We start from the raw sequence: 23,214 nt of genomic DNA on the forward strand, positions 1-23,214 counted from the left end.
TCCTCCGCGGTCGGGGACCCCGGGCCTGGGGGTCCTGCGCCGAGAGGTTCGGCAGCGCCGTCGCCGACTGCAGCCGGACCGGGGGCGTTGTGGGGTCCCGAGACCGGATCGCGACTCAGGCGGCGAGCGCGGGCTGGGTGTACAGCGCCGAGCGCCCGGCCTCCCAGGCGCCGAGCAGGTGCCGGGCGGCGAGCCCGTCGAGGGCGAGGGAGCAGGCCGCGCCGAACAGCACGTCGCCCAGGAGCGAGGGGTCCTCGGCCACCAGGGAGCCGCACATGTCCACCGAGGCGATCTGCTCGTGCACGGCGTCGGCCTCGACGTGCTCGTCGTAGAAGACGGTGGTCGTCGCGTCGTGGCCGAGCCGGCGCAGCCCCGCGGAGTAGCGGCGGCTGGGCTCGGAGGAGGTCATCTCCACGCAGGCCAGGTGGCCCAGCGCCGCCCCGCGCCAGCGGCGGTGCAGGCCGAACAGCGACATGGTGTTGACCGAGGTGAACGCCACGGCGGGGGCGTCGTCCCACAGGGCGCCGTACCCGGCGTCCAGGCCCAGGTCGCGCATCATCCCGGCGAACAGCTCGCTGTGCATGCGCTCGGGGGCGCCGCCGCCGTACTCGTCGGCCTGGATCTCCACCATCGCGGCCTTGGCCCGTCCCGACAGCCGGGGGACGGCGAAGGTGTGCGGGTCGGCCTCCTTGAGGTGGTAGACCGACCGCAGGGTGAGGTACTCGCGCCACTGCTCGGCGGTGCCGCGCTTGGCCATGAACGACGACAGCGACGGGCCGTCGTCGGCGGCGATCAGCGCCGTCAGCTGCCGGTCGACCGGCTCGCCGGTGGGGGAGGGCGGGCCGGTCAGCTCGCGCAGCGCGGCCAGGTGCCGGCGCTCGAGGCGGGCGCGCAGCGCGATCAGGCCGGGGTCCCACTCGAGGGTGTCGTCGACGCCGTCCAGGCCCCGGTAGTGCAGCTCGTAGCACAGCGCCAGCGCCAGCTGCAGGTCGTCGTCGGGCAGGGGGTCGGTCGCGGCCGCGGCGGTCGTGCGGGCGAGCTCGGCGGTGGCGGGGGAGACCGACCCGGCGAGCAGGTCGTCGCGGAGGGCCCCGGACAGGGGGCCCCGGGCGTGAGGCAGGCGCATGGTCCGGCCCATGCCCAGACCCGGGCACTTCGATGCACCGCGCGCGATGGGATGCCACACACCCGTGGTACCGACGGCTCCCGCGAGCGGACGTGGCGGGCGGGGAGGAGGGTGCGGACGTGCCCTTCGACCCGCCCGCCGGAGTGCTCAGCACCGCCGGCGCCGGCGGCTGGACCCTGGTCGAGCCGCTCACCTACCACGGCACGCGGGACACCTTCGTCGTCCCGGCGGGCTTCCGCACCGACCTCGCGTCCGTGCCGCGGCCGGTGCGGTGGCTGGTCCCGGAGTCCGGGCGGTACACGCTGGCCGCGGTGCTGCACGACTGGCTGTGCCACGAGGGCATCGCCACCGGCGCGGTCACCGCGCGGCAGGCCGACGGCGTCTTCCGCCGGGCGATGCGCGAGGCGGGCGTCCCGGTGCTGCTGCGCTGGCTCATGTGGGCCGGCGTGCGCTGGGGCGCGCTGAGCGATCCGCAGCGGCGGCGCGGCTGGCCGGTCAGCGCCCCGGGGGTGCTGGCGATCACGGCGCTGGCGGCGCCGCTGGTGCTGCCGCCGTCGCTGCTGGCCGTGCCGGCCCTGCTGGTCTACGCCGCCGCGGAGCGGCTGGTGTCGGGGGAGGCCGGGGTCCGCCCGTGGAGCCGCCGGCGTCACCGAGCGTTCAGAGACGCAGGGTTCCGGAATCGGTGCGGCTCGGCCAGACTCCGTGCGGGACGCGGGCGGACCGCCGGCGTCCGTCCCCGGTGACCACAGGAGATCCTGCATGTCCCTGCCCGTCCTGCGCCGCACCACGGTGGCCGCGGCGGTGACGGCGACGATGACCGGTCTGGTCGTCGCCGCCGCACTCGCACCGGCCAGCGCCGCGCCCGGCGCGCCCGGCGTCCCCGACCGGCAGACGCCGGTCGACGTCCAGCTGCTGGCCCTCAACGACTTCCACGGCGCGCTGGAGGCCCCGTCGGGGTCCGGTGGCCGCGTGCAGACCGGCCCCGACCCCGACGGCAGCGGCCCGCTCGCCGCTCCGACGGTCAACGCCGGCGGCGTCGAGTACCTCGCCACCCAGCTCCAGCAGCTGGCCGCTGCGCAGCGGCAGGGGAACACCGTCACGGTTGCGGCCGGCGACCTCATCGGCGCCTCGCCGCTGCTGTCGGCCGCCTTCCACGACGAGCCGACCATCGAGGCCCTCAACCTGGCCGGCCTGGACTACGCCAGCGTCGGCAACCACGAGTTCGACGAGGGCTCGGCCGAGCTGCTGCGCATCCAGAACGGCGGCTGCCACCCGGTCGACGGCTGCGCCGACGGGACCCCCTACGAGGGTGCGGACTTCCGGTACCTGTCGGCCAACGCCTTCGTGACCGCGACCGGGCAGCCGCTGCTGGAGCCGTACGCGGTCCACGAGGTCGGCGGCGTCCGCATCGGCTTCATCGGCATGACCCTCGAGGGCACCGAGCAGATCGTCAGCCAGCAGGGCGTCGCGGGCCTGGACTTCGCCGACGAGGTGGAGACCGCCAACCGCTACGCCGCCGAGCTGCAGCGCCAGGGCGTCAAGTCGATCGTCGTGCTCCTCCACGAGGGCGGTGTCCAGAGTGGCCCGGACGCGTGGAACGTCGACCAGTGCAACGGCCTGACCGGCCCGATCGTCGACATCGCCAACGGCATGTCCGACGACATCGACGTCGTCGTCAGCGGCCACACCCACCAGGCCTACAACTGCCTGATCGACGGCAAGGTCGTCACCAGCGCCGGCAACAACGGGCGGCTGGTCACCGACATCGACCTGCAGATCAACTCGCGCAGCGGCGACGTCGTGCGCGACCGGACGCGGGTCGACAACGTCATCGTGCAGCGGACCGTCGCGGCCGACCCGGCGCAGACCGCGCTCATCCAGCGCTACCGCACCGCCCTCGGCCCCATCGCCACGCGGGTCGTCGGCACCGCCGCCACGGACATCACCCGGGCGCCCGACGCCCAGGGTGAGACCCCGCTGGGCAACCTGATCGCCGACTCGCAGCTGGCCGACACCCGGGACGAGGGCGCCGTCGCGGCGTTCATGAACCCCGGCGGTGTCCGCGCCGACCTGGGGGCCGGGGAGATCACCTACGAGGAGGCGTTCACGGTGCAGCCGTTCGCCAACAACCTCGTGACGCTGGACCTCACCGGCGCCCAGCTCGACTGCGTCCTCGAGCAGCAGTACGCCCGCACCGGCAACCCGGTCGTGCTGCAGCCGTCGTCGACGGTGAACTACGTCGTCGACCCGGCGGCGCCGGCGGGCTCGGCCACGGGCCCGTGCAGCGGGTCCCGGGTGAACGCGCTGGCGATCGGCGGCGTCGCCGTCGTCCCGAGCCAGGTCTACCGGGTCACGGTGAACAACTTCCTGGCCGGCGGGGGTGACGGGTTCACTCAGCTCACCGACGGCACGAACGCCGTCACCACCTCGATCGACCTGGACGCGTTCACGGCCTACCTCACGGCGAACCGGCCCGTGACCGCACCGGCGACCGACCGGGTCGACCCGGTCGCCTGATCCCCGCACCACCCCGTCCCGGCGGCGGTCCCCACCCGGGGGCCGCCGCCGGCGCGCGTCCGGGGCCGTCCTGCGCCAGGCTCGGGGCATGACCGACACCTCCGGCCCGCCGTTCCGCGCCGACCACGTCGGCAGCCTGCTGCGCCCCGCGTCGCTGCTCGAGGCCCGCGCCCGGCACGCCGCCGGGGAGATCGACGACGCCGAGCTGCGCGGGATCGAGGACGAGGCGATCGCCGACGTCGTCCGGCTGCAGGGCGACGTCGGCCTGCGCACCGCCACCGACGGCGAGTTCCGCCGCGCCTCGTGGCACATGGACTTCATCTACGCCATCGACGGGATCACCAAGGTCACCGGCGAGGACATCGTCGTCCACTTCCGCAACGCCGACGGCACGATCGACTTCACCCCGGCGGGGCTGCACGTCGACGGGCCGCTGTCGATCCGGGAGCCGATCTTCGGCCGCGACTTCGCCTACCTGCAGAGCCAGGTGTCCGAGGGGCAGACGGCGAAGCTGACGATCCCCTCGCCGTCGATGGTCCACTACCGCGGCGGCGCCGCCGCGATCGACCCGGCCGTCTACCCCGACGAGGACGCCTTCTGGGACGCCCTGTCGGCGGCGTACGCGCAGCAGGTGCGCGGGGTGGCCGCGCTGGGCTGCCGCTACCTGCAGCTCGACGACACCAGCCTGGCCTACCTCAACGACCCCGCCCAGCGCGCCGAGCTCGCCGCCCAGGGCCGGGACGCCGAGCACCAGCACGAGCGCTACATCCGGCAGATCAACGCGGCGCTGGCCGGCCGGCCGGAGGGTCTCACGGTCACCACCCACATGTGCCGGGGCAACTTCCGCTCCTCCTGGGTGGCCGAGGGCGGCTACGACTTCGTCGCCGAGGCGCTGTTCGGCGGCCTGGAGGTCGACGGCTTCTTCCTGGAGTACGACGACGCCCGCTCCGGCGGCTTCGAGCCGCTGCGGTTCGTCCCGCCGGGCAAGCGGGTCGTCCTGGGCCTGGTGACGACGAAGCGGCCGGAGCTGGAGAGCAGGGACGCGCTGAAGCGGCGGATCGACGAGGCCGCGCGGTACGTGCCACTGGAGCAGCTGGCGATCTCGCCGCAGTGCGGCTTCTCCTCGACCGTCGAGGGCAACGCGCTGACCCGCGACGAGCAGGTGGCCAAGCTGGCACTGGTCGTCGAGGTCGCCCAGGAGGTCTGGGGCTACGCCTGAGCCGGCACCGGGTCGCTGCCGCCGGCGCCCGGGCGGCAGCGGCGCAGCCGGTCGAGGGTCAGCCACAGCCCGCGCAGCGCGCCGTGCGTCCGCAGCGCCTCCAGCCCGTAGGTCGAGCAGGTCGGCGTGAACGGGCACACCGGCGGGCGGGTGGGGCTGACCCGCTCGCGGTAGGCGACGACGAGCCGGACCGGCCAGCGCGCCGCCCACGGCGTCCCGGCCGGCGCCGGGGTGACCAGCGCCGCGGGCAGGGCCAGCCAGAGCAGGGTGAACAGGCCGATCGCGTCGCAGCCCTCCGAGCAGCCGTCCCAGCCGTCGCAGGAGTTGCGGGAGGAGCGGGCGGAGCGGCGGCGACGGCGGGTGCACCCCGGGCGGCTGGTCACGGCGGGGCATCGTGCAGGCCGCCGCCGGACCGGGGAAGGGGTTGCTGCACGGGTCGGGCACGCAACGTCTCGTCCCTCGCGTCCCACCCGTCCGCGCCGCCCCAGGCGTGGTCCGGTGCCGCGCCCGGGTTGCCGACCCTGGGGACAGGCCCCACGCCCGCGGGGCCCGTCCGACAGGAGGCCCCGATGTCCGACCCGCAGCCCGCGCCGTCACCCGGCCGACGCTCCCGCCGGCTCACCGAGCTGCGTGCCGGGATGTCGGTCCTGGGCAGCGCGGCCGCCGACCTCGGCGTCGGCAGCCAGCCCGACGTCCGCGTGCTGCCCGACGGGCGGCTGTGGCTCGACGACCTCGAGATGGCCGTGTCCGCCGCCGACGTCTACCAGGCCGCCCGCGGCCTGGTCGCCGCCCAGCTCGACGCCATCGCGCACGTCTCCGGCCGCCCGGTCGAGGACCACGCGCTGGCCTGGCTGGTCACGCTGCAGACCAACGAGGTCCTGGTGGCGGTGGAGGACGAGCCCGCCGTCGACGACGCCGCCTGACACCCACCCGCGGCGCCCCGGTCAGCGCAGCGCCCGCGCCACCGCCTCCTCGGCCCGCCGCCGGGCCGAGCCGTCGCCTTCGACCAGCGCCGACAGCACGGACCCGTCGACGAGGGTGACCAGGGTCCCGACGTCGGCGCCCGGGCGCCCGCACCGGTCCAGCAGGTCGGTCAGGGCGGCGTCGGTCCGGGCGCGCGCGTCCCGCAGGAGCGGACGCAGCGCGGGGTGCCGGCCGCAGGCGAGGAAGCGCTCGTAGAGGGACAGCAGCTCCTCGTCGTCGTCCCGCCCGGCGCCCAGGACGACGTCGACGACGTGCCGGGCCGTCGCGGACGCCGACCGCGGACGGCGGGGGAGTGCCGCGACCAGCTCCTCCGCCCGGCCGGTCTCCTCGGCCAGCAGGGCCCCGACCGCCGCCGCCCGCAGCTCGTCGAGCGCGCCGAAGTGGTAGGTGATCGTGCCCAGCGGGATGCCCGACGCCGCGGCCACCGCCCGGTGGGTCAGCGCGTCGGGGCCCCCGTCGGCCACCACCCGCGCCGCCGCCGCGGCGATGGCCGCGCGCCGGGCCTCGCCCCGGGCGGTCAGGGAGGCCATCAGTGCGCCGCCGACGGCGCCAGCTGCAGGGCGACGACGCCACCGAGGATCAGCAGGATCGCGACGATCCGCACGGTGGTGACCGGGTCGCCGAGCAGCCACATGCCGACCACCGCGGTGCCGCCCGCGCCGATCCCCGTCCAGACCGCGTAGGCCGTGCCGACGGGCAGCGTCCGCAGGGCCGCGGAGAGCAGCAGGAAGCTCGCCGCGGCGCAGGCCACGAAGGCGATCGACCACCACAGCCGGGTGAAGTTCTCCGACTGCTTGAGCGAGACGGCGAAGGCGGTCTCGAACAGGCCGGCGACGACGAGCAGGACCCAGGCCACGGCGCTCTCCAGGAGTGGGACGGACGTACGGGAAATACCGTACACCCGTACGGGATCGGGTGCTCCCCCCGTGATCCTCCGCACAGCCGGGATGCGGCGCGGCCGCGTCCGCATTGCTCCCTGGCGTGCCGAACCTCTGGGGACTCACGCGCCGGCGTGAGGTGGACAACTGCCGGATGACGACCGCGGGCTGTTGACGCCTCCCGCGCCCGCCGTCCCCTCCCGCAGAACCCCGAAAGGCACCTCAGTGCTCGCACGTCTCCGCCGCGTCCCGTTCGCGGCGCAGGTCCTCCTCGCCCTCGTGGTGGGCGTCGCGCTCGGCCTCGTGGCCCGCGACCTCGGCCCCGTCGCCGACGGGACGCCGAACTGGCTCACCAGCACCCTGCAGACCGTCGGCCAGACCTTCGTCACGCTGCTCAAGGTCCTGGTCCCGCCGCTCGTCGTCACCGCGGTCATCGTCAGCATCGCCAACCTCCGCCAGGTCTCCAACGCCGCCCGGCTGGCCGGCCAGACCCTGCTGTGGTTCGCGATCACCGCGCTGATCGCGGTGTCCATCGGCATCGGCCTGGGCCTGCTCACCCAGCCCGGCCGCAACAGCAGCGTCGACGCCGCCGCCCAGGCCGCGCCCGAGACCACCGGCTCCTGGTGGGACTTCCTCACCGGCCTGGTGCCGGGCAACGTCCTCGGCCTGCAGGCCTCGGCGGGCGACGACGGCTCGATCGGCCTGTCGTTCAACGTCCTGCAGCTGATCGTGCTGTCGGTCGCGATCGGCGTGGCGATCCTCAAGGTCGGCGAGCCGGCCGAGCCGTTCCTCGGCCTGGTCCGCTCCGCCCTGGCCGTCGTCCAGAAGCTGCTGTGGTGGGTCATCCTGCTGGCCCCGATCGGCACCGTCGGCCTGATCGGCAACGCCGTGGCCACCTACGGGTGGAACTCGCTCGGCTCGCTCGGCGTCTTCGCCGGGTCGGTCTACGCGGGCCTGGCGCTGGTGCTGTTCGTCGTCTACCCGGTGCTCCTGCGCCTGCACGGCCTCTCGCCGCTGCGGTGGTTCGCCGGCGCCTGGCCGGCCATCCAGCTCGCCTTCGTCTCCCGGTCCTCGATCGGCACCCTGCCGGTGACCGAGCGGGTCACCGAGCAGAACCTGGGCGTGCCGCGGTCCTACGCCTCCTTCGCCGTCCCGCTCGGGGCGACGACGAAGATGGACGGCTGCGCCGCGATCTACCCGGCGCTGGCGGCGATCTTCGTGGCGCAGTTCTTCGACGTGCCGCTGTCGCTGACCGACTACCTGCTCATCGCGCTGGTGTCGGTGGTCGGCTCGGCCGCCACCGCCGGCGTCACCGGCGCGGTGGTCATGCTGACGCTCACGCTGTCCACGCTGGGCCTGCCGCTGGCCGGCGTCGGCCTGCTGCTGGCGATCGACCCGATCCTCGACATGGGCCGCACCGCGGTGAACGTCGCCGGCCAGGCGCTGGTCCCGACGATCGTCGCCCGGCGCGAGGGCATCCTCGACGTCGAGCGGTTCCGCACCGGCGCGGCGTCCGGCCCGGTCGCCGCCGAGACCGGGGGCGTCGACGCCGATCTGCGGCAGCCCGTCACCGCCTGACCCGACCGGTCCTCCGACGGGCCGGGGACCCCGCACGCGGGGCCCCCGGCCCGTCGCCGTCTCCGGGGTCCCGTGACACGATCCGGCGATGGAGGACCTGCTGCGGAGCCTGGCCCGGATCACCCTGGTCGACCGGCCGCTGGAGGACGTCCTCACCGAGATCGTCCAGGCGGCCGAGCGGGGTCTGGACGGCGCGGACGCGGCCCCGGTCACCCCGGTGCGCGGGGACGAGGCGTTCACGGCCGGCTGCTCGGACGAGATGGCGCTGCGCGCGGAGGAGCTGCAGTACGAGCGCGGCCACGGCCCCTGCACGGACGCCGGCCGGGGCGGCGTGGTGCTCCGCATCGACGACACCCGGACCGAGCAGCGCCGGCCCGACTGCGCCGCCCGCGTCGTCGAGCACGGGGTCCGCAGCTCGCTGTCGGTCCCGCTGCCGTTCCAGGGGACGGTGATCGGCGCGCTGGACGTCTCCTCGCGGGAACCGCGGAGGTCCACCGACCCGGAGGTGGTCGACGCCGCCTCGACCGTCGCGGAGACCCTCGCGGTCGCCGTCGCCGACGCGCGCGAGCACGCACGCCTGGGCGAGGAGGCGGCCGACCTGCGGCTGGCCATGCGGTCCCGCGCGGTGATCGAGCAGGCCGAGGGCGTGCTCATGGCCCAGCGCGGGGTGGACGCCGCGCGGGCCTTCGAGATCCTGCGCGAGGCCTCCACGCGCTACGACCGCGAGCTCCGCGACATCGCCGAGGGCATCGTCGAGTCGGTGCAGGCCCCCGGGCAGTAGGCGGTTCCCGTGCCCGCCCGCCGCTCCGACGTCCGCCGGGCCGCCGGCCTGGCCGTGCTGCTCGCGGCCTGGAACGACCTCCTCGTGCCGCGGCTGCCGGAGCAGGCGTACGCGCCGGTGAACGCCGCGGCCACCGCCGCGCTGCTGGTGGCCGCCCGCGCGGGCGGGGTGTCCTCGGCCGAGCTCGGCCTGGACCCGCGGCGGCTGGGGTCCGGTGCCCGGTGGGGCGGGCCCTGCGCCGCGGTGGTCGGCGCCGGCTACGCCACCGCCCTCGCCGTCCCCGCCCTGCGGCCGCTGCTCGTGGACGCCCGCGTGGCGGGGCTGGGCCCGCGGGGACTGGCCGCCCGGGTGCTGGTGCGCATCCCGGTCGGCACCGTGCTGTGGGAGGAGGTCGCCTTCCGCGGCGTGCTGCCCCCGGTGCTGCGGCGGGTGCTGCCCCCGGGGCGCGCGACCGCCGCGGCGGCGGCCCTGTTCGGCCTGTGGCACGTGGCGCCGACCCTGGAGGGGCTCGGGCTCAACGGGCGGGGCGCGGACCCGGTGCGCAGGGCCGGCGCGGTCGCCGCGGCCTGCCTCGGCACGGCGGGCGCGGGCGCGCTGTTCACCTGGCTGCGCGAGCGCAGCGGCAGCCTGCTGGCGCCCGCGCTGCTGCACCTGGCCGCCAACGACCTCGGGGCGCTCGCGGCCGCGGCGGCCGGCCGGCGCTGAGACGGCGGTCGGCGGCGACCGGGCCCACCGGCTCACCGTCCCGATCCGGAACGGCCCGGTGTGGTCCCCCCCCTCGGTCCGGGTACGGGGTCGGCGCCCTGAGCCACGGGGCGACCCACCTCCCTCCGGAGGACCCGTGCCCGTGCTGCCCTCCCTCCGTCCCGCCGGCCCCGCTCCGCGACGGGTCCGGACCGACGTGCCCGCCCTCGGCACCCGGGTGCACGCCCGGACGTGGCGCCCCGGCGAGGACGCGGGCCGGACCCCGGTCGTGCTGCTGCACGGGCTGGGGCTGTCCAGCCGCTCCCTCGTGCCGCTTGGGCGGCGCCTGGCCGCGCTGGGCCACGACGTCGTGGCGCCCGACCTGCCGGGCTTCGGCCGCTCGCCCCGGGACCCGCGGCTGCGCCGGCCCGGCGGGCCCGACGTCGCCACGCAGACCGGGCACCTGCTCGCCTGGCTGGACGCGGTCGGCATCGCCCGGGCGCACGTCTTCGGCAACTCGATCGGCGCGCAGGTCGGCGTCGAGCTCGCCGCCCGTCACCCGGAGCGCGTGGCACGGCTGGTGCTGTCCGGCCCCACCCCGGACCCGCGGTACCGCCGGCCGTGGCAGCAGTACCCGTAGGTGCTGCGCAACCAGGTCTTCGAGGTGCCCACGCTGCAGCCGGTGATGCAGGTCGAGTACCTCTCCACGGGCGTGGCCCGGATGGTGCAGCAGCTGGTCCGCAGCTCGGACGACCCGGTCGAGCGGCGGCTGCCCGACGTCGTCGCGCCGACCCTGGTGGTGCGCGGCCGGCACGACCGGACGCTGACCCAGGCGTGGGCCGAGCAGGTCACCCGGTTGCTGCCCGACGGCCGGCTGGTCGTGGTCGAGGGCGCGGCGCACAACGCCCACTGGTCGGCGCCGGACGTGACCGCCCGGCTGGTGGAGGTCTTCCTCTCCGGGGAGCTGGACCGCCGCGAGCCGATCGACGACGACGTGGTCATCCCGCGCTCCCGGCCCGGTGACCCGCTCGCCCCGGCCCGGCCGCTGCCGCCCCGGGCGCACGCCGTCCTCGACGTGGTGAGCACGCTGGCGCTGCTCGTCGTGCCCTGGACCCGGCCCTGGGGCCCGCGGACGCGGGCGCTGCTGGCCGCCTCCGGCGCGGCGGGGCTGGCCGACACGCTGCTCACCGACCACCCGGCCGGGCTGCTGCGCGTGCTGCCGCTGCCGGTCCACCTCAACCTCGAGGCGGCGGCCGGCCAGCAGCTGCTGCTCGCCGCCGCCACCTGGCTGCGCGGCGAACCGGTGGCCGGCCGGTGGGCCGCCGCCGTCCAGGGGACGTACGACCTGCTGCGGGCGGCGACCGCGCAGGCGCCCGCGGGGCCGGCCCGGCTGGTCCCGGCCGGGCACTGACCGGACCTCGGTCGTTCCGGGTCGGGCTCGTCCGGGACGGGAGGGGCGGCGCGGCCGGGTGCGGCACTGCTCCTCCCCGGGACCCGCGGCCGCTGACGTCGGGTGGGTGCCGCGACGTCACCGGGTCGCGGGCGCGCCCCCGCTGGTCAGGACATCGGACAGGCCGGTGAGGTCGAGCAGCCGCCGGGCCGACCCGCCGGGCGGCAGCACGACCTCGAGGTGGCCGCCCGCCGTCCGGGCGGCCTCGAGCAGCAGGCCGGCGCCGACGCTCGCGACGAAGCCCAGCCGGGTGAGGTCCAGCAGGAGGGGCCGGCCGTCGGCGACCTCGGCGAGCAGCGCCGCCCGGACCTCCGTGACGCCGGCGAGGTCCAGGTCGCCGGCCAGCTCCAGCCGGCGGCCGTACGGCTCGTCCTCGGCCCGCAGGACCGCGGGGGCGCCCGCCGCCGCGGGGGACCCCGGGGCCGGCGGCGGCACCGAGGCCGGTGGCGCCAGCCGGAACCGCAGTGCGGTGCCGCCCGGGCCGGGGAGGACGTCGACACCGCCGGCGAGCGCCGCGATCATGTCCAGCCCGCGGCCGCGGAAGCCGCGGTCGGCGGCCGCCGGCTGCCAGGTGCCGCCGTCGGTGACGGTGGCCGCCACCCCGCCGTCGGGGTCGGCGACGAGCTCGACCACCACGCTGCCGGGCTCGGTCGCGTCGCGGTAGGCGTGCTCGACGGCGTTGGCCGCGGCCTCCCCGACCGCCAGCTGCAGGTCCCCCGTGGCGTCGGGGGACAGCGCGGCCTCGTGCGCCCACCGGGACACCTCCCGCCGCAGCCGCGCCAGCTGCAGGGGGTCGGCGGGCAGCTCGAGGCGCAGGGGGGCGGGGTGCAGCCGGGCGGCGAGCACGGCGACGTCGTCGTCGGCGCCGTGGTCGCCGCCGAGCAGGTCGGTGAGCACGCCGTCGACCAGCGCCGGCAGCGGCGCCGTCGCCCGCGCCCCGGCCGCCGCCGCCAGCCGCGCGAGGCCCTCGTCGAGCAGGCTGCCGCGCCGCTCGACCAGCCCGTCGGTGTAGAGCAGCAGGGTGGCGCCGGCGGGCAGGACGCTGACCGTCTCCGGACGGCGGCCGGTGCCGGCCACGCCGAGCGCCGGGCCGTGCCCGCCGTCGAGCAGGACGGCCGACCCGTCGGGGGCGATCAGCAGCGGCGGGGGGTGGCCGGCGGTGCTGGCGGTGAGCCGGCCGGTGGCCGGGTCCAGGACCAGGCAGGCGACGGTGGCCAGCGCGGCGCCGTCGATCCGCCCGGCGAAGCCGTCGAGCAGCTCCAGCGCCCGCGCCGGTCCCTCACCGGTGAGCAGCACGCCGGACAGCGCGCTGGACAGGCGGCCCATCACCGCCGCCGCCGAGGCGCCGTGCCCGACCACGTCGCCCACGACCAGCGCCGTCCGCTGGCCGGGCACGGGCACCACCTCGTGCCAGTCGCCGCCGGCGGACGTGCCGGTGACCGCGGGCAGGTAGCGGGCGGTCACGGTCAGCCGGTCGGAGGTGGGCAGGCGGGCGGGCAGCAGGCTGCGCTGGAGCGTGTCGGCCATCTCCCGGCGCACGTCGGCCAGCGCGGCCCGCTCCAGCGCCCCGGCGACCTGCCCGGCGACGGTGAGCAGGAACGCGCGCTCGGCGGCGTCGAAGGCCCGCGGCCGGTCGAAGACCACCGCCACCGCGCCGACCAGGCGGGGACCGGCCAGCAGCGGCAGCGACGCCGTCGCCTGGGTCTCCGGCCGCAGGAACGGCTCCATCTCCGGGTAGCCGGACACCAGCGCCTCGCGGTCGGGCAACCACACCGGGCGGCGGGTGCGGGCGGCCTCGGCCAGCGGGGCCGGCGCGGACAGCCGGATGGTGCTGAACCCGGCGGTCCACCCGGGGGAGTCGCCGTGGACGTCGATGGTGTGCAGCAGGCCGTCCTCGCCGAGGGCGCACACCGCGACCACCGCCGCGCCCAGCGACTCGTGCAGGCGCGCGGTGAGCTCGGCGCCGGCCTCCGCGGCGGTGCCGGCGGCGGCCAGGGCCACGGCGAGGTCGTGCAGCTGGCGCTGCCGCTCGGCCAGCCGCTCGGCGGCCACCGTCGTCGCGACCAGCCGGCCGAGGTCGCCGGCGAGCGCCCGGTCCGCGTCGTCGAAGCGGCGGCCGGGGTCCGCGACGGCCAGGGACAGCAGCCCGACCCGCTCCCCGCCGGTCACCAGCGGCACCACCAGGCGGGGGCCGACCGGGAGCGGGTCGGCGGGCAGCCGGGCCGGCGCGCGCCCGGTGGCCTCGTCCCGCAGCGCCTCGGTCACCGTGCCGACGACGAACGGCTGCCCGGCCTCCACGGACGGGCGCAGCTCCTCGGGGACGACGAGCAGGGGCACGCCCGTGAGGCCTGCGGCCGCGTCGGCGGGGGCGGCCGCCACGATGCTGTGGCGGTCGTCGTCGCCGCGCAGCCACACCAGGGCCCGGTCGGCGAGCTCCTCGATCGCGAGGGCGGCCACCGCGGCCAGCCGGTCCTCCACCGCCCCCGGGGCGGCCAGCGCCGCGCCGGCGGCCGCCAGCAGCTCCGCGGCCCGCTCCCGGCGCCGGGCCTCGGTGACGTCGAACAGGACCGCGTGCAGCGTGCGCGCGGTGCCGTCCTCGTCGCGGGCGACGTGGCCGAGGTGCTGCAGCCACACCCACCGGCCGTCGGCGCTGCACACCCGGTAGGTCAGCGTGAAGTCCACGGCGCCGGCGTCCACCTCGCGGCGCACCCGGTCCAGCACCGCGTCGCGGTCGTCGGGGTGCAGGATCCGCGACCACAGCCCCTCGTCGGCCAGCCACTGCGAGGCCGGGTAGCCGAGCAGCTCCTCGGCCCGCTCGTTGACGAAGGTCAGCCGCAGCGTGGCCGGGTCGCGCTCCCACACGATCGCGTTGAGGCCCGCGACGGTGGCCTGCAGCCGGGCCACGCTCGCCTCCGCGGCCCGCCGGGCGATCTGCTCCGCGATCCGGCGGGCGGCCTGCGCGGCGAGGGCGGTCTCGGTGGCGCGCCGCTCGGTGACGTCCAGGAGGCTGCCGCGGACCAGCCGCCGCTCGGGGTCGGGCAGCCGCAGCAGGGTGACCTCGCACGGGACGTGGGTGCCGTCGGCGCGGCGGTGGGTCCAGTCGAAGCGGGGCCGCTCGCCGGCCAGCGCCCGGTCCAGCTGCGCCGCCGACGCCTCCCGCGAGGACCGCCCGTCGGGCTGCTCCGGCGGGCTGACCTCGACCGGCCCCACCTGCAGCAGCTCGGCCCGGCTCATGCCGAACAGCTCCTCGGCGGCCCGGTTGACCGTGACGAACCGGCCCGTGTCGAGGTCGAGGATCACGACGGCGTCGGGGGCGTACTCCACCAGCGCCCGGTACCGCCGCAGCTCCGCGCGGTCGTCGTCGGCTCCCGGAGGCGGGTCCGACCCCTCCTGGGCGTGCGGGCCGGTCCCGGGTGCCGGTGCGCGCCGGTCCGGCCGGTCCACGGTCCCCCCGGGTCCGAGCCCGGGGGCCCCAGACGCGTCCACGGTGTCTCCCGTCCGTGCGGTGGCGTCCCGTGGCTCGAGTCGGCTCCCGGCATCTTCCCTCCGTCGGCGCCGTCTGCGGAAGTCCTCGCGCGCGCCCTGCCGCGCCGGGCCCGGTCCGCGGGGAGCGGACCCGGAGGAGGCTGTCCGGATGGACGTCACCACCGTCAACGACCGGCACCTCTACGAGGGACGGGTCGTGGTCGAGGACCCCGCGGACCCGTCCCGTCGGCTCGAGCTGCCCCGGAGGATCGTCCGGTTCGGGCCCGCCGGCTGGCTCACCGTGATGGCCGCCGCGGCCGAGGACCCCGAGATCGAGCTCTACCCGGCCGGCCGCGTCCTGGCGGTCACCGACCTCCGGGAGGTCGGGGCGCCCGGGCACCGGCCGGCCGGGGACGGCTGACCGCGGATCGGGAGGACACGAGAGGGGCCGGGCACCTGCTCGCGCAGGTCCCCGGCCCCTCGTCGTGCGCCGCGTGGATCAGATGTCGCGTGGATCAGATGTCGCGTGGATCAGATGTCGTAGTACATCGCGAACTCGTGCGGGTGCGGGCGGAGGCGGATCGGGTCGATCTCGTTCTCCCGCTTGTACTCGATCCACGTCTCGATCAGGTCGGGCGTGAAGACGCCGCCGTCGATCAGGTACTCGTGGTCGACCTCGAGCCGGTCGAGGACGGCGTCCAGCGAGGCCGGGACCTTCTCGATGCCCAGGGCCTCCTCGGGCGGCAGCTCGTAGAGGTCCTTGTCCACCGGCGCCGGCGGCTCGATCTTGTTCTTGATGCCGTCGAGGCCGGCCATGAGCATCGCCGAGAAGGCGAGGTAGGGGTTGGCCGACGGGTCGGGCACGCGGAACTCGATGCGCTTGGCCTTCGGGTTGTCGCCCGAGATCGGGATGCGGCAGCAGGCCGAGCGGTTGCGGGCCGAGTAGACGAGGTTGATCGGGGCCTCGTAGCCCGGCACCAGGCGGTGGTAGCTGTTCACCGTCGGGTTGGTGAAGGCCAGCAGCGACGGGGCGTGGGCCAGCAGGCCGCCGATGTAGTGGCGGGCGGTGTCGGACAGGCCCGCGTAGCCGGTCTCGGCGTGGAAGAGCGGCTCGCCGTCCTTCCAGAGGCTCTGGTGGCAGTGCATGCCCGACCCGTTGTCACCGAACAGCGGCTTGGGCATGAAGGTGACGGTCTTGCCCGCCTGCCAGGCCGTGTTCTTGATGACGTACTTGAACAGCATCAGGCTGTCGGCGGCGCGCAGCAGGGTGTCGAACTTGTAGTTGATCTCCGCCTGACCGCCCGTGCCCACCTCGTGGTGGCCGCGCTCGAGCTCCAGCCCGACGTTCGTCAGGTTGGTCATCATCGTGGCGCGCAGGTCGCTGTAGTGGTCGAAGGGCTCGACCGGGAAGTAGCCGCCCTTGGCGCGGGTCTTGTACCCCAGGTTGGGGCCGCCGTTCTCGCCGGTCAGCGCGCCCGAGTTCCAGGAACCCTCGACCGAGTCGATGTGGTAGTAGCCCTCGTTGATGCCGGTCGAGTGCCGGATCGAGTCGAAGATGTAGAACTCCGCCTCGGGCCCGAAGTAGGCGGTGTCGGCGATCCCGCTGCTGGCGAGGTACGCCTCGGCCTTCTTCGCCACGTTGCGCGGGTCGCGGCTGTAGGCCTCGCGCGTGATCGGGTCGTGGATGAAGAAGTTGACGTTCAGCGTCTTGTGCCGGCGGAACGGGTCGAGGAAGGCGCTGTTGGCGTCGGGCAGCAGCAGCATGTCTGACTCGTTGATCGCCTGGAACCCGCGGATCGAGGAGCCGTCGAAGCCGAGGCCGTCGGAGAAGGTGTCCTCACCGAACGTCGACGCCGGGATGGTGAAGTGCTGCATGACGCCGGGCAGGTCGCAGAAGCGCACGTCGACGTACTCGACGTCGTTGTCGCGGATGTAGGCGGCGACCTCGTCGGGACTGGTGAACATCGATCCTCCGGTATGGGGCGGACAGCCGACTCGCAAGCTATGGCCGGGGAGTTGCCCCGGGGTGTCCCGTCTGTTTCGGGGCGGTAACAACGGCTCCGGCGTGTCGCACCGGACGCCGTCGCGTGCGGGCGGCCGGGCGTACGGCGGGCGGGTCCTACGCTGGTGGGCATGGTCAGGGACGCACAGCCACCCTCTCAGGAGCGCCGGCGGGGTGCGTCGCTGGGCCTGCCGGGGAGCGGGCCCGGGTCGCTGGCGCCCTTCGGCACCCGGGTGCTGGCCTTCCTGGTCGACGCCTTCCTCTCCGCCGTCGTCGCGGGGCTGTTCACCGCCCCCGACCTGCCGGGCAACTGGAGCCTGCTGTCGTTCGCGGTGGTCTACGTCGTGTTCCTCGTGGCGGTCGGGCAGACGCCGGGGATGCGGCTGCTGGGCCTGCGGCTGGCGCACCCGCACCCCTCGTCCCGGCTGGCGCTCTGGCGCGCCGTCGTCCGCACCGGGCTGCTCATGCTGCTGGTGCCGGCGCTGGTGGTCGACGCCGACGGCCGCGGCCTGCACGACCGCGTCACCGACACCGCCGTCGTCCTCGACCGGTGATCGTCCGCCGCGAGCGGCCGGCCGACGCCGCCGCCGTCGACGCGGTGCACCGGGCGGCGTTCCCCACCGACGTCGAGGCCCGGCTGGTGGGGGAGCTGCGCGCGGACGCGGGCTTCCTGCCGCACCTGTCGCTGGTCGCCGTCGACGGGGACGACGTCGTCGGGCACGTGATCGCCACCCGCGGCCGGCTCGACCCCGCGGGCGCCCCGGTCCTCGGGCTGGGCCCGCTCGGCGTGCGGCCCGACCGGCAGGGGAGGGGCGTCGGGACGGTGCTCGTGCACGCGCTGGTCGCCGTCGTCGAGGCCGCGGGGGAGCGCCTGGTCGCGCTGCTCGGCGACCCGGGCTTCTACGCGCGGGCCGGGTTCGTGCGCGCCTCGGACCTGGGCGTCGAACCGCCGGACCCCGCGTGGGGCGCACACTTCCAGGCCCGCCGGCTGGCCGGCCCCGAGCAGCGCGGCACCTTCCGCTACGCGGAGCCCTTCGGCCGGCTGTGACGGCCTCCCTGCAGGGGCCCGCCGCGAGCGTGCGAGCGGTGGGGCCAGGGAGGTCCTCCCTCAGCGGCGGCGGACCTGCCGCTGGCTGACCGTCATCTGCCGGCCGCCGGGCAGCGGGCCGCCGGGGACGGGCGGGCGCGCGCCGCCGAGCGCGGCCAGCCGCCGGCCGAGGGTGTTGACCTCACCGGCGGACAGGTTGCGGGGCAGCTTCATCACGTGGGCGCTGAGCTTGCGGAGGGGGACCTGCCCCTCCTCCTCGCCGACGGTGACGTCGTAGATGGGGGTGTCGCCGACGACGCGGGCGATGCGCTTCTTCTCCTGCGCCAGCAGGCCGCGGACGCGGACCGGCGAGCCCTCGGCGACCAGGATGACGCCCGGGCGGCCGAGCACCCGGTGCACCGCGTCGAGCTGGGCGGTGCCGGCGACCCCGGCGGAGACCCGCCAGTCACCGCGCATGCCCTCGAGCACCCACGCGGCGGCGCCGGGCTGGCCCTCCACCTGGCGGTAGGCCGAGCCCTGCGCGCGGCGGCCGAAGACGATCATCGCCGCGAGCACGCCCAGGATGACCGCGATCGGCAGGAACAGGAACGGCGCCCCGAACAGGATGGCCACCAGCTCGACCACACCGGCCACCGCCACGAAGGCGATGAGCATGTACCACGGCAGCCTGGGGTCGTTCTTGCGCGTCAGCGAGTAGGCCTGCTTGATCATGCGGACCTGGTTGCCGACCTTCTTCAGCCGGCCGACCTTCGGCTCGCCGTCCTTGCCGGTCCTGGCGGGCTTGCCCGCCTTCCCCGCCGCGGTGGCACCGCCCGAGGACCGGCCGCGCCCCGCGGCGGGGCCCCGACCGGCGTTGCCGGCAGGAGCGGGGGAGTCTGTGGGCTTGCTGCGTGCCATGTCCCCAGGATAGGGGCGTCGCGCCGCGGTCCCGGGGAGCCCGCGGGGCGGTCAGCCCCGAGTGGTGAGACCGCGGGCCTCGACGGCCTGCTGGTAGAGCCGCCCGGCCCGGTAGGAGCTGCGCACCAGCGGCCCGGCGAGCACGCCCGGGAAGCCGATCTCCTCCGCCTGCTGCTGGAAGCCGACGAACTCGTCGGGCTTGACCCAGCGGACGACGGGGTGGTGCCGCGGCGAGGGCCGCAGGTACTGGGTGATCGTCAGCAGGTCGCAGCCGGCCTCGTGCAGCGCGCGCATGGTCTCGACCACCTCGTCGGGCTCCTCGCCCATGCCGAGGATGAGGTTGGACTTGGTGACCAGCCCGGCCTCGCGGGCGGCGGTGATCACCGCGAGCGACCGCTCGAAGCGGAAGCCGGGGCGGATGCGCTTGAAGATCCGCGGGACGGTCTCGACGTTGTGCGCCAGCACCTCCGGCCGGGAGGAGAACACCTCGGCCAGCTGGTCGGGGTCGGCGTTGAAGTCGGGGATGAGCAGCTCGACGCCGCAGCCGGGGACGGCGGCGTGGATCTGGCGGACGGTCTCGGCGTAGAGCCACGCGCCGCCGTCGGGCAGGTCGTCGCGGGCGACGCCGGTGACGGTGGCGTACCGGAGCTGCATCGTCGCGACGCTCTCGGCGACCCGGCGGGGCTCGTCGGCGTCGAACTCGGCGGGCTTGCCGGTGTCGATCTGGCAGAAGTCGCAGCGCCGGGTGCACTGGTCGCCACCGATGAGGAAGGTGGCCTCCCGGTCCTCCCAGCACTCGTAGATGTTGGGGCAGCCGGCCTCTTCGCAGACGGTGTGCAGGCCCTCGCGGCGGACCAGCGACTTGAGCTCGGTGTACTCCGGGCCGGTCTTCAGCCGGGTCTTGATCCACTCCGGCTTGCGCTCGATCGGGACCTGGCTGTTGCGCACCTCCAGGCGCAGCAGCTTGCGGCCCGAGGGACCGATCCGGGACGGCTCGGAGGTACTGGTCGCCACCGTCTCGCTCATGATCCCCACCGTACTCCCGGACGGCGATCGCCCCCGCCGCCTCGAGGGCAGCGGGGGCGATCGGGGTGCGGGTGCCGGACCGTCAGGCCTGGCCGGCGGCGGGCCCGGCGGTCGGGCCCTCGTCGGCCCCGCCGCCGCTGGTGAACGGCTCGGGCGCCGTCTCGGTCGGGTCGGTGGCGCCGGCGTCGTCGTCGCCGGCGACGTTCTGGGCATCGCGGATGCCCATGTCGGACTCGGGCGGGGCGGAGTCACCGGCGACGAACATCGCGTCGGAGACGGTCTTGCCGGAGTCGTCGTTGCTCGGGGAGCTGGGCACGGGGTCCTCTCGGTAGCTGGGCACGGGCCCGTCGCCGGCGGGCGCCGGCGTCCACGGGTCCTCGGTCTTGCGGCGCAGGAACGAGAACGCCGCCGCGCCGACCGCCAGCGCGAGGAGCACCCACGGCCAGCGGCGCGGCCCGGACTCCGTACCCACCTTCCGCTTCGCCTGCGCAGCCTTCTTCGCGGTCTTCCGCGTCGCCGTGCGCGTGGCCTTCCGGCTCGTCGTCGCGGCGCCGCCGACGAGCTCCGCGCGCCGGTGCTCGAGCTCGCCGAGGGCGGTGCCGACGCCGGCGACCAGGCTGTCGCGGGCGCTGCCGAGAGCCGGGACGACGGTGTCCCTCGCGGCGGCCACCCGGGGGGCGACCTCGGCGGCCAGCGCCTTGCGGGTGGCGGCCGAGGCGGCCTCCACCCGGGGCGCGAGCTCCGCGGCGGCCCTGGCGGCGGCGGCACCGGCGGCGGTGAGCGCCGAGGTGACCGCCGGGCCGGCGGACTCGCGGGCGGCGACCACGCGCGGGGTCAGCGCGTCGACGGCGGCGTCGACGCGCTCGCGGGCGGCGTCGAGGACGGGGTTGGCGGCCTCGCGGGCGGCCACGACCCGCGGGGTGAGCGCCACGACGGCGGCGTCGACGCGCTCGCGGGCGGCGTCGAGGACCGGGCTCGCGGCGCCGCGGGCGGCGTCCACTCGCGGGGCCAGGGCCTCACGGGCGGAGGCGACGGCGGGCGCGGCCACCGCGACGGCGGCGGCGACCCTGGGGGCGGCCGCCTCGCGCGCGGCGTCCACGCGGGGGGCGAGTTGCTCCGCGGCGGCCCGGCCGGCCTCGGTGACGGCGGCGCCGAGGTGGCTCAGCCCCTCCTGGAACTCGGCCCCGATGACCTGGCCGCGGGACTGTGTGACCGGGCCGCGGGACTGTGTGCGGGACACGGGATGCACCTCCGGGTTGATCGACTCCGGCCATCCTGCCCGCTCCGGCGGGAAGGCACATCCCCGGGAACGACCGTCCCGTGCGCTCAGGCCGGGCGGAGCAGCCCCGAGCGGTGGGTGGCCAGCCAGCGCAGCAGGTCGGGAACCGGCATGGGGCGGGCGACGGCGTAGCCCTGGGCGACGTCGCAGCCCAGCGCGGCCAGCCGGGCGGCGGTGGTGAGGTCCTCGACGCCCTCGGCGACCAGGCTCAGGCCGAGGTCGTGGGCGAGCGCGACGGTGTGCCGCACGATCGCGGCGGCCCGCTCGTCCCGGTCGACGTCGGCGGTGAGGCTGCGGTCGAGCTTGAGCTCGTCGGCGGGCAGCCGGCGCAGGTAGGCCAGCGAGCTGTAGCCGGTGCCGTAGTCGTCGATGGAGGTGCGCACGCCCAGGCGGCGCAGCTCGCCGAGCACGGTGCGGCCGCGCTCGGGGTCGGCCATGAGGGTGTCCTCGACCAGCTCCAGGGTCAGCGCGGCCGGGGGCAGCCCCCGCCGGGCCAGCTCGGCGGCGACCTTGCCGGGCAGGTCGAGGTCGGCGACGTTGGCCGCGGACAGGTTGACCGACACCGGCACCCGGTGCTCGTCCCACCAGCGGGCGACCGCGTCCAGGGAGCGCTCGAGCACGGCGTCGGTCAGCGGACGCAGCAGGCCGGCCTGCTCGGCGGCGGGCAGCACCTGCGCGGGGCCGAGCAGCCCGCGCCCGGGGTGGTGCCACCGCAGCAGGGCCTCGACGCCGACGGTGCGGCCGTCGTCCATGGCGACCTGCGGCTGCAGGTGGACGTCGAGCTGGTCCTCGGCCAGCGCGGTGCGCAGCTCCTCCATCGTGCGCAGCCGCTCGCCCGAGCCGCTGGTCGGGTCGGGGACGTAGACGTGCACGCCGGTGCGCTCGGTCTTGGCCGCGTACATCGCCACGTCGGCGCAGCGCAGCAGCTCCTGGACGTCGTCGGCGGGGACGGGCGCGGTCGAGACGCCGATGCTCACCCCGACGTGCAGCCGGATGCCGTCGACCTCGAACGGCCGGCGCAGCAGGTCGTGGACGACGCCGGCGCGCTCGGCGGCGGTGTCCAGGTCGACGGCGGGCAGCAGCACGGCGAACTCGTCACCGCCGAGCCGGGCGAGCACCTCGCCGGGCCGCAGCGCGGGGGCCACGCGCGGGCCGACCTGGCACAGCAGCTGGTCGCCGGCGCCGTGCCCGAGGCTGTCGTTCACCTCCTTGAACCCGTCGAGGTCGAGCAGCAGCAGCGCGGCGGGGGAGGCGGTGGTGGCCCCGGCGACGACGCTGCGGGCGCGCTCGAGCAGGGCGCGCCGGTTGGGCAGGCCGGTGAGCTCGTCCGTGCGCGCCTCCTGCCGGACCACCGCGAACGTCCGCACCTCGCGGAAGGTGACCGCGGTGCGGGCCAGCGCGGCGAGCACGCAGCCGACGGCCAGCCACCCGGCGCTGTCGGGCAGGTCGTCGCCGTAGCCGGCGGCCAGCACGGCGAGGGCGGCGAGCGTGCCGGCCAGCGGCAGCGCGACCAGCCGCCAGGTGATGCGCACGCCCTCCTGCCCGGCGGCGCGCCGCGGGTCGCCGGTGGTGCGCCACGCGGCGACGGCGGCCAGCAGCACGCCGGCCTGCCACACCAGCTCCAGCGGCCCGCCGTCGGCGTAGCGGCCCTCGGCGCTCAGCACGAACAGGGCGGCGTCCGCGACGCAGAACAGCGCGATGGCCCCGGCGATGGTCAGCAGGGTGCGGTCCAGGTGCACGCCGAGGATGGCGCTGACGCCCACCAGCAGGGACAGCAGCAGCACGTCGGCGCCGGGCCAGGCGAGCTGGGCGACCGAGACGTGGCCGCTGTCGGTGAGGTAGGGCCCGAGCAGGAACCCGGTGCCGACCGCGGTGGTGCCCAGGGCGGCGACGACGCCGTCGAGCCACATGCTGGGCAGGAACCGCGCGACGCGGGCGCGGATGAGCACGAACAGCGCGACGTAGAGGCTGCCGTAGGCGACGGCGACGCAGGTGTCGGCCACGGGGGCCGGCGTGGTGCCCGCCTGGCCGGTCTCGATGATGCGCGCGACGTTGCCGGCCGCGCCGACGACGAGGGAGGTGGCCAGCGCCCGCCAGGCGAGGCCCTCGCGGGGCGCCTGCCGGGCGGTCAGCCAGCAGGCGGCGCCGGCCGCCAGCCAGGACAGGTGGTAGAGGACGACGTCGTACAGGACGTCCCAGGCCTGCCCGGGCGGGCGCGGGCCGACGCCGGTGGCGAAGAGGGCAGCGGCGAGCGCCGCGACCACCACGAGGGGGCCGCGG

22 protein-coding genes are annotated in these 23,214 nt (G+C 76.4%); 12 read left to right on the forward strand and 10 right to left on the reverse strand.

The window, feature by feature from the left end:
- Positions 1-115: 115 nt before the first annotated feature.
- Positions 116-1,126, reverse strand: a complete 1,011-nt coding sequence (locus ACI79L_RS09390) for an iron-containing redox enzyme family protein (protein ID WP_456936527.1) — start codon at positions 1,124-1,126, stop codon at positions 116-118.
- A gap of 119 nt (positions 1,127-1,245) precedes the next feature.
- Between ACI79L_RS09390 and ACI79L_RS09395 the strand changes: the two genes are divergently transcribed.
- The 3 genes from ACI79L_RS09395 to ACI79L_RS09405 all read left to right on the forward strand — a co-directional run bounded on the left by ACI79L_RS09395 (position 1,246) and on the right by ACI79L_RS09405 (position 4,862).
- On the forward strand, positions 1,246-1,869 hold the full coding sequence (locus tag ACI79L_RS09395; protein ID WP_456936528.1) for a DUF1353 domain-containing protein: 624 nt from the start codon (positions 1,246-1,248) through the stop codon (positions 1,867-1,869).
- 16 nt (positions 1,870-1,885) lie between these two features.
- On the forward strand, positions 1,886-3,643 hold the full coding sequence (locus ACI79L_RS09400; protein WP_456936529.1) for a bifunctional metallophosphatase/5'-nucleotidase: 1,758 nt from the start codon (positions 1,886-1,888) through the stop codon (positions 3,641-3,643).
- Between the two features lie 88 nt (positions 3,644-3,731).
- The gene (locus ACI79L_RS09405) at positions 3,732-4,862 is read left to right on the forward strand and encodes a 5-methyltetrahydropteroyltriglutamate--homocysteine S-methyltransferase (protein ID WP_456936530.1); all 1,131 of its coding nucleotides are present in this window, start codon (positions 3,732-3,734) and stop codon (positions 4,860-4,862) included.
- Here the strand turns inward: ACI79L_RS09405 and yidD are convergent.
- Positions 4,853-5,245 (reverse strand): membrane protein insertion efficiency factor YidD, encoded by a 393-nt coding sequence (yidD, locus tag ACI79L_RS09410; protein WP_456936531.1) that lies wholly within the window; start codon positions 5,243-5,245, stop codon positions 4,853-4,855. The two genes, ACI79L_RS09405 and yidD, sit on opposite strands and share 10 nt — an antisense overlap.
- A 186-nt stretch (positions 5,246-5,431) precedes the next feature.
- On the opposite strand from yidD, the gene ACI79L_RS09415 reads away from it, so the two are divergent.
- Complete coding sequence (locus tag ACI79L_RS09415) at positions 5,432-5,785, forward strand: hypothetical protein (RefSeq protein WP_456936532.1); 354 nt, start codon at positions 5,432-5,434, stop codon at positions 5,783-5,785.
- A 21-nt stretch (positions 5,786-5,806) separates the two neighbouring features.
- On the opposite strand, the gene ACI79L_RS09420 is transcribed toward ACI79L_RS09415, so the two are convergent.
- Positions 5,807-6,376: a TetR/AcrR family transcriptional regulator gene (locus tag ACI79L_RS09420; protein WP_456936533.1), complete on the reverse strand. Its 570-nt coding sequence runs from the start codon at positions 6,374-6,376 to the stop codon at positions 5,807-5,809.
- On the reverse strand, positions 6,376-6,702 hold the full coding sequence (locus ACI79L_RS09425; protein ID WP_456930306.1) for a DMT family transporter: 327 nt from the start codon (positions 6,700-6,702) through the stop codon (positions 6,376-6,378). Before ACI79L_RS09425 ends, ACI79L_RS09420 begins: the two co-directional genes overlap by 1 nt.
- A gap of 247 nt (positions 6,703-6,949) precedes the next feature.
- On the opposite strand from ACI79L_RS09425, the gene ACI79L_RS09430 reads away from it, so the two are divergent.
- The 5 genes from ACI79L_RS09430 to ACI79L_RS09450 all read left to right on the forward strand — a co-directional run bounded on the left by ACI79L_RS09430 (position 6,950) and on the right by ACI79L_RS09450 (position 11,178).
- The gene (locus ACI79L_RS09430; RefSeq protein ID WP_456936534.1) at positions 6,950-8,302 is read left to right on the forward strand and encodes a dicarboxylate/amino acid:cation symporter; all 1,353 of its coding nucleotides are present in this window, start codon (positions 6,950-6,952) and stop codon (positions 8,300-8,302) included.
- 88 nt (positions 8,303-8,390) lie between these two features.
- Positions 8,391-9,083 (forward strand): ANTAR domain-containing protein, encoded by a 693-nt coding sequence (locus ACI79L_RS09435; RefSeq protein WP_456936535.1) that lies wholly within the window; start codon positions 8,391-8,393, stop codon positions 9,081-9,083.
- Positions 9,084-9,092: 9 nt separating this feature from the next.
- Positions 9,093-9,788, forward strand: a complete 696-nt coding sequence (locus ACI79L_RS09440) for a CPBP family intramembrane glutamic endopeptidase (protein WP_456936536.1) — start codon at positions 9,093-9,095, stop codon at positions 9,786-9,788.
- Positions 9,789-9,984: 196 nt separating this feature from the next.
- The gene (locus ACI79L_RS09445; RefSeq protein ID WP_456936537.1) at positions 9,985-10,407 is read left to right on the forward strand and encodes an alpha/beta fold hydrolase; all 423 of its coding nucleotides are present in this window, start codon (positions 9,985-9,987) and stop codon (positions 10,405-10,407) included.
- Positions 10,408-11,178, forward strand: coding sequence for an alpha/beta fold hydrolase (locus ACI79L_RS09450; RefSeq protein WP_456936538.1), 771 nt, complete (start codon positions 10,408-10,410; stop codon positions 11,176-11,178). It abuts the gene before it with no gap.
- A 117-nt stretch (positions 11,179-11,295) separates the two neighbouring features.
- Here ACI79L_RS09450 and ACI79L_RS09455 read toward each other — a convergent pair whose 3' ends face one another.
- Positions 11,296-14,661, reverse strand: coding sequence for a SpoIIE family protein phosphatase (locus ACI79L_RS09455; RefSeq protein ID WP_456936539.1), 3,366 nt, complete (start codon positions 14,659-14,661; stop codon positions 11,296-11,298).
- 190 nt (positions 14,662-14,851) lie between these two features.
- Between ACI79L_RS09455 and ACI79L_RS09460 the strand changes: the two genes are divergently transcribed.
- The gene (locus ACI79L_RS09460) at positions 14,852-15,103 is read left to right on the forward strand and encodes a hypothetical protein (protein ID WP_456936540.1); all 252 of its coding nucleotides are present in this window, start codon (positions 14,852-14,854) and stop codon (positions 15,101-15,103) included.
- 110 nt (positions 15,104-15,213) lie between these two features.
- Here ACI79L_RS09460 and glnA read toward each other — a convergent pair whose 3' ends face one another.
- Positions 15,214-16,647 carry a type I glutamate--ammonia ligase gene (gene glnA, locus ACI79L_RS09465; RefSeq protein ID WP_456936541.1) on the reverse strand — a complete coding sequence of 478 codons (1,434 nt, stop codon included), beginning with the start codon at positions 16,645-16,647 and terminating at the stop codon, positions 15,214-15,216.
- Positions 16,648-16,815: 168 nt separating this feature from the next.
- Here glnA and ACI79L_RS09470 point away from each other — a divergent pair, with 168 nt between their 5' ends.
- Together ACI79L_RS09470 and ACI79L_RS09475 are read left to right on the forward strand one after the other, a co-directional pair.
- Positions 16,816-17,238, forward strand: a complete 423-nt coding sequence (locus ACI79L_RS09470) for an RDD family protein (protein WP_456936542.1) — start codon at positions 16,816-16,818, stop codon at positions 17,236-17,238.
- Complete coding sequence (locus ACI79L_RS09475; protein WP_456936543.1) at positions 17,235-17,732, forward strand: GNAT family N-acetyltransferase; 498 nt, start codon at positions 17,235-17,237, stop codon at positions 17,730-17,732. Before ACI79L_RS09470 ends, ACI79L_RS09475 begins: the two co-directional genes overlap by 4 nt.
- A 60-nt stretch (positions 17,733-17,792) precedes the next feature.
- On the opposite strand, the gene ACI79L_RS09480 is transcribed toward ACI79L_RS09475, so the two are convergent.
- The 4 genes from ACI79L_RS09480 to ACI79L_RS09495 form a co-directional block, all read right to left on the reverse strand.
- The gene (locus ACI79L_RS09480) at positions 17,793-18,629 is read right to left on the reverse strand and encodes a DUF4191 domain-containing protein (protein ID WP_456936544.1); all 837 of its coding nucleotides are present in this window, start codon (positions 18,627-18,629) and stop codon (positions 17,793-17,795) included.
- 51 nt (positions 18,630-18,680) lie between these two features.
- Entirely contained in the window at positions 18,681-19,655 is a 975-nt protein-coding gene (gene lipA, locus ACI79L_RS09485) for a lipoyl synthase (RefSeq protein ID WP_456936545.1), read from the reverse strand.
- A gap of 82 nt (positions 19,656-19,737) precedes the next feature.
- Complete coding sequence (locus ACI79L_RS09490) at positions 19,738-20,895, reverse strand: hypothetical protein (RefSeq protein ID WP_456936546.1); 1,158 nt, start codon at positions 20,893-20,895, stop codon at positions 19,738-19,740.
- Between the two features lie 86 nt (positions 20,896-20,981).
- Positions 20,982-23,201 (reverse strand): putative bifunctional diguanylate cyclase/phosphodiesterase, encoded by a 2,220-nt coding sequence (locus ACI79L_RS09495; protein WP_456936547.1) that lies wholly within the window; start codon positions 23,199-23,201, stop codon positions 20,982-20,984.
- Positions 23,202-23,214: the final 13 nt, after the last annotated feature.

It is taken from the genome of Geodermatophilus sp. SYSU D00684 (assembly GCF_054050455.1).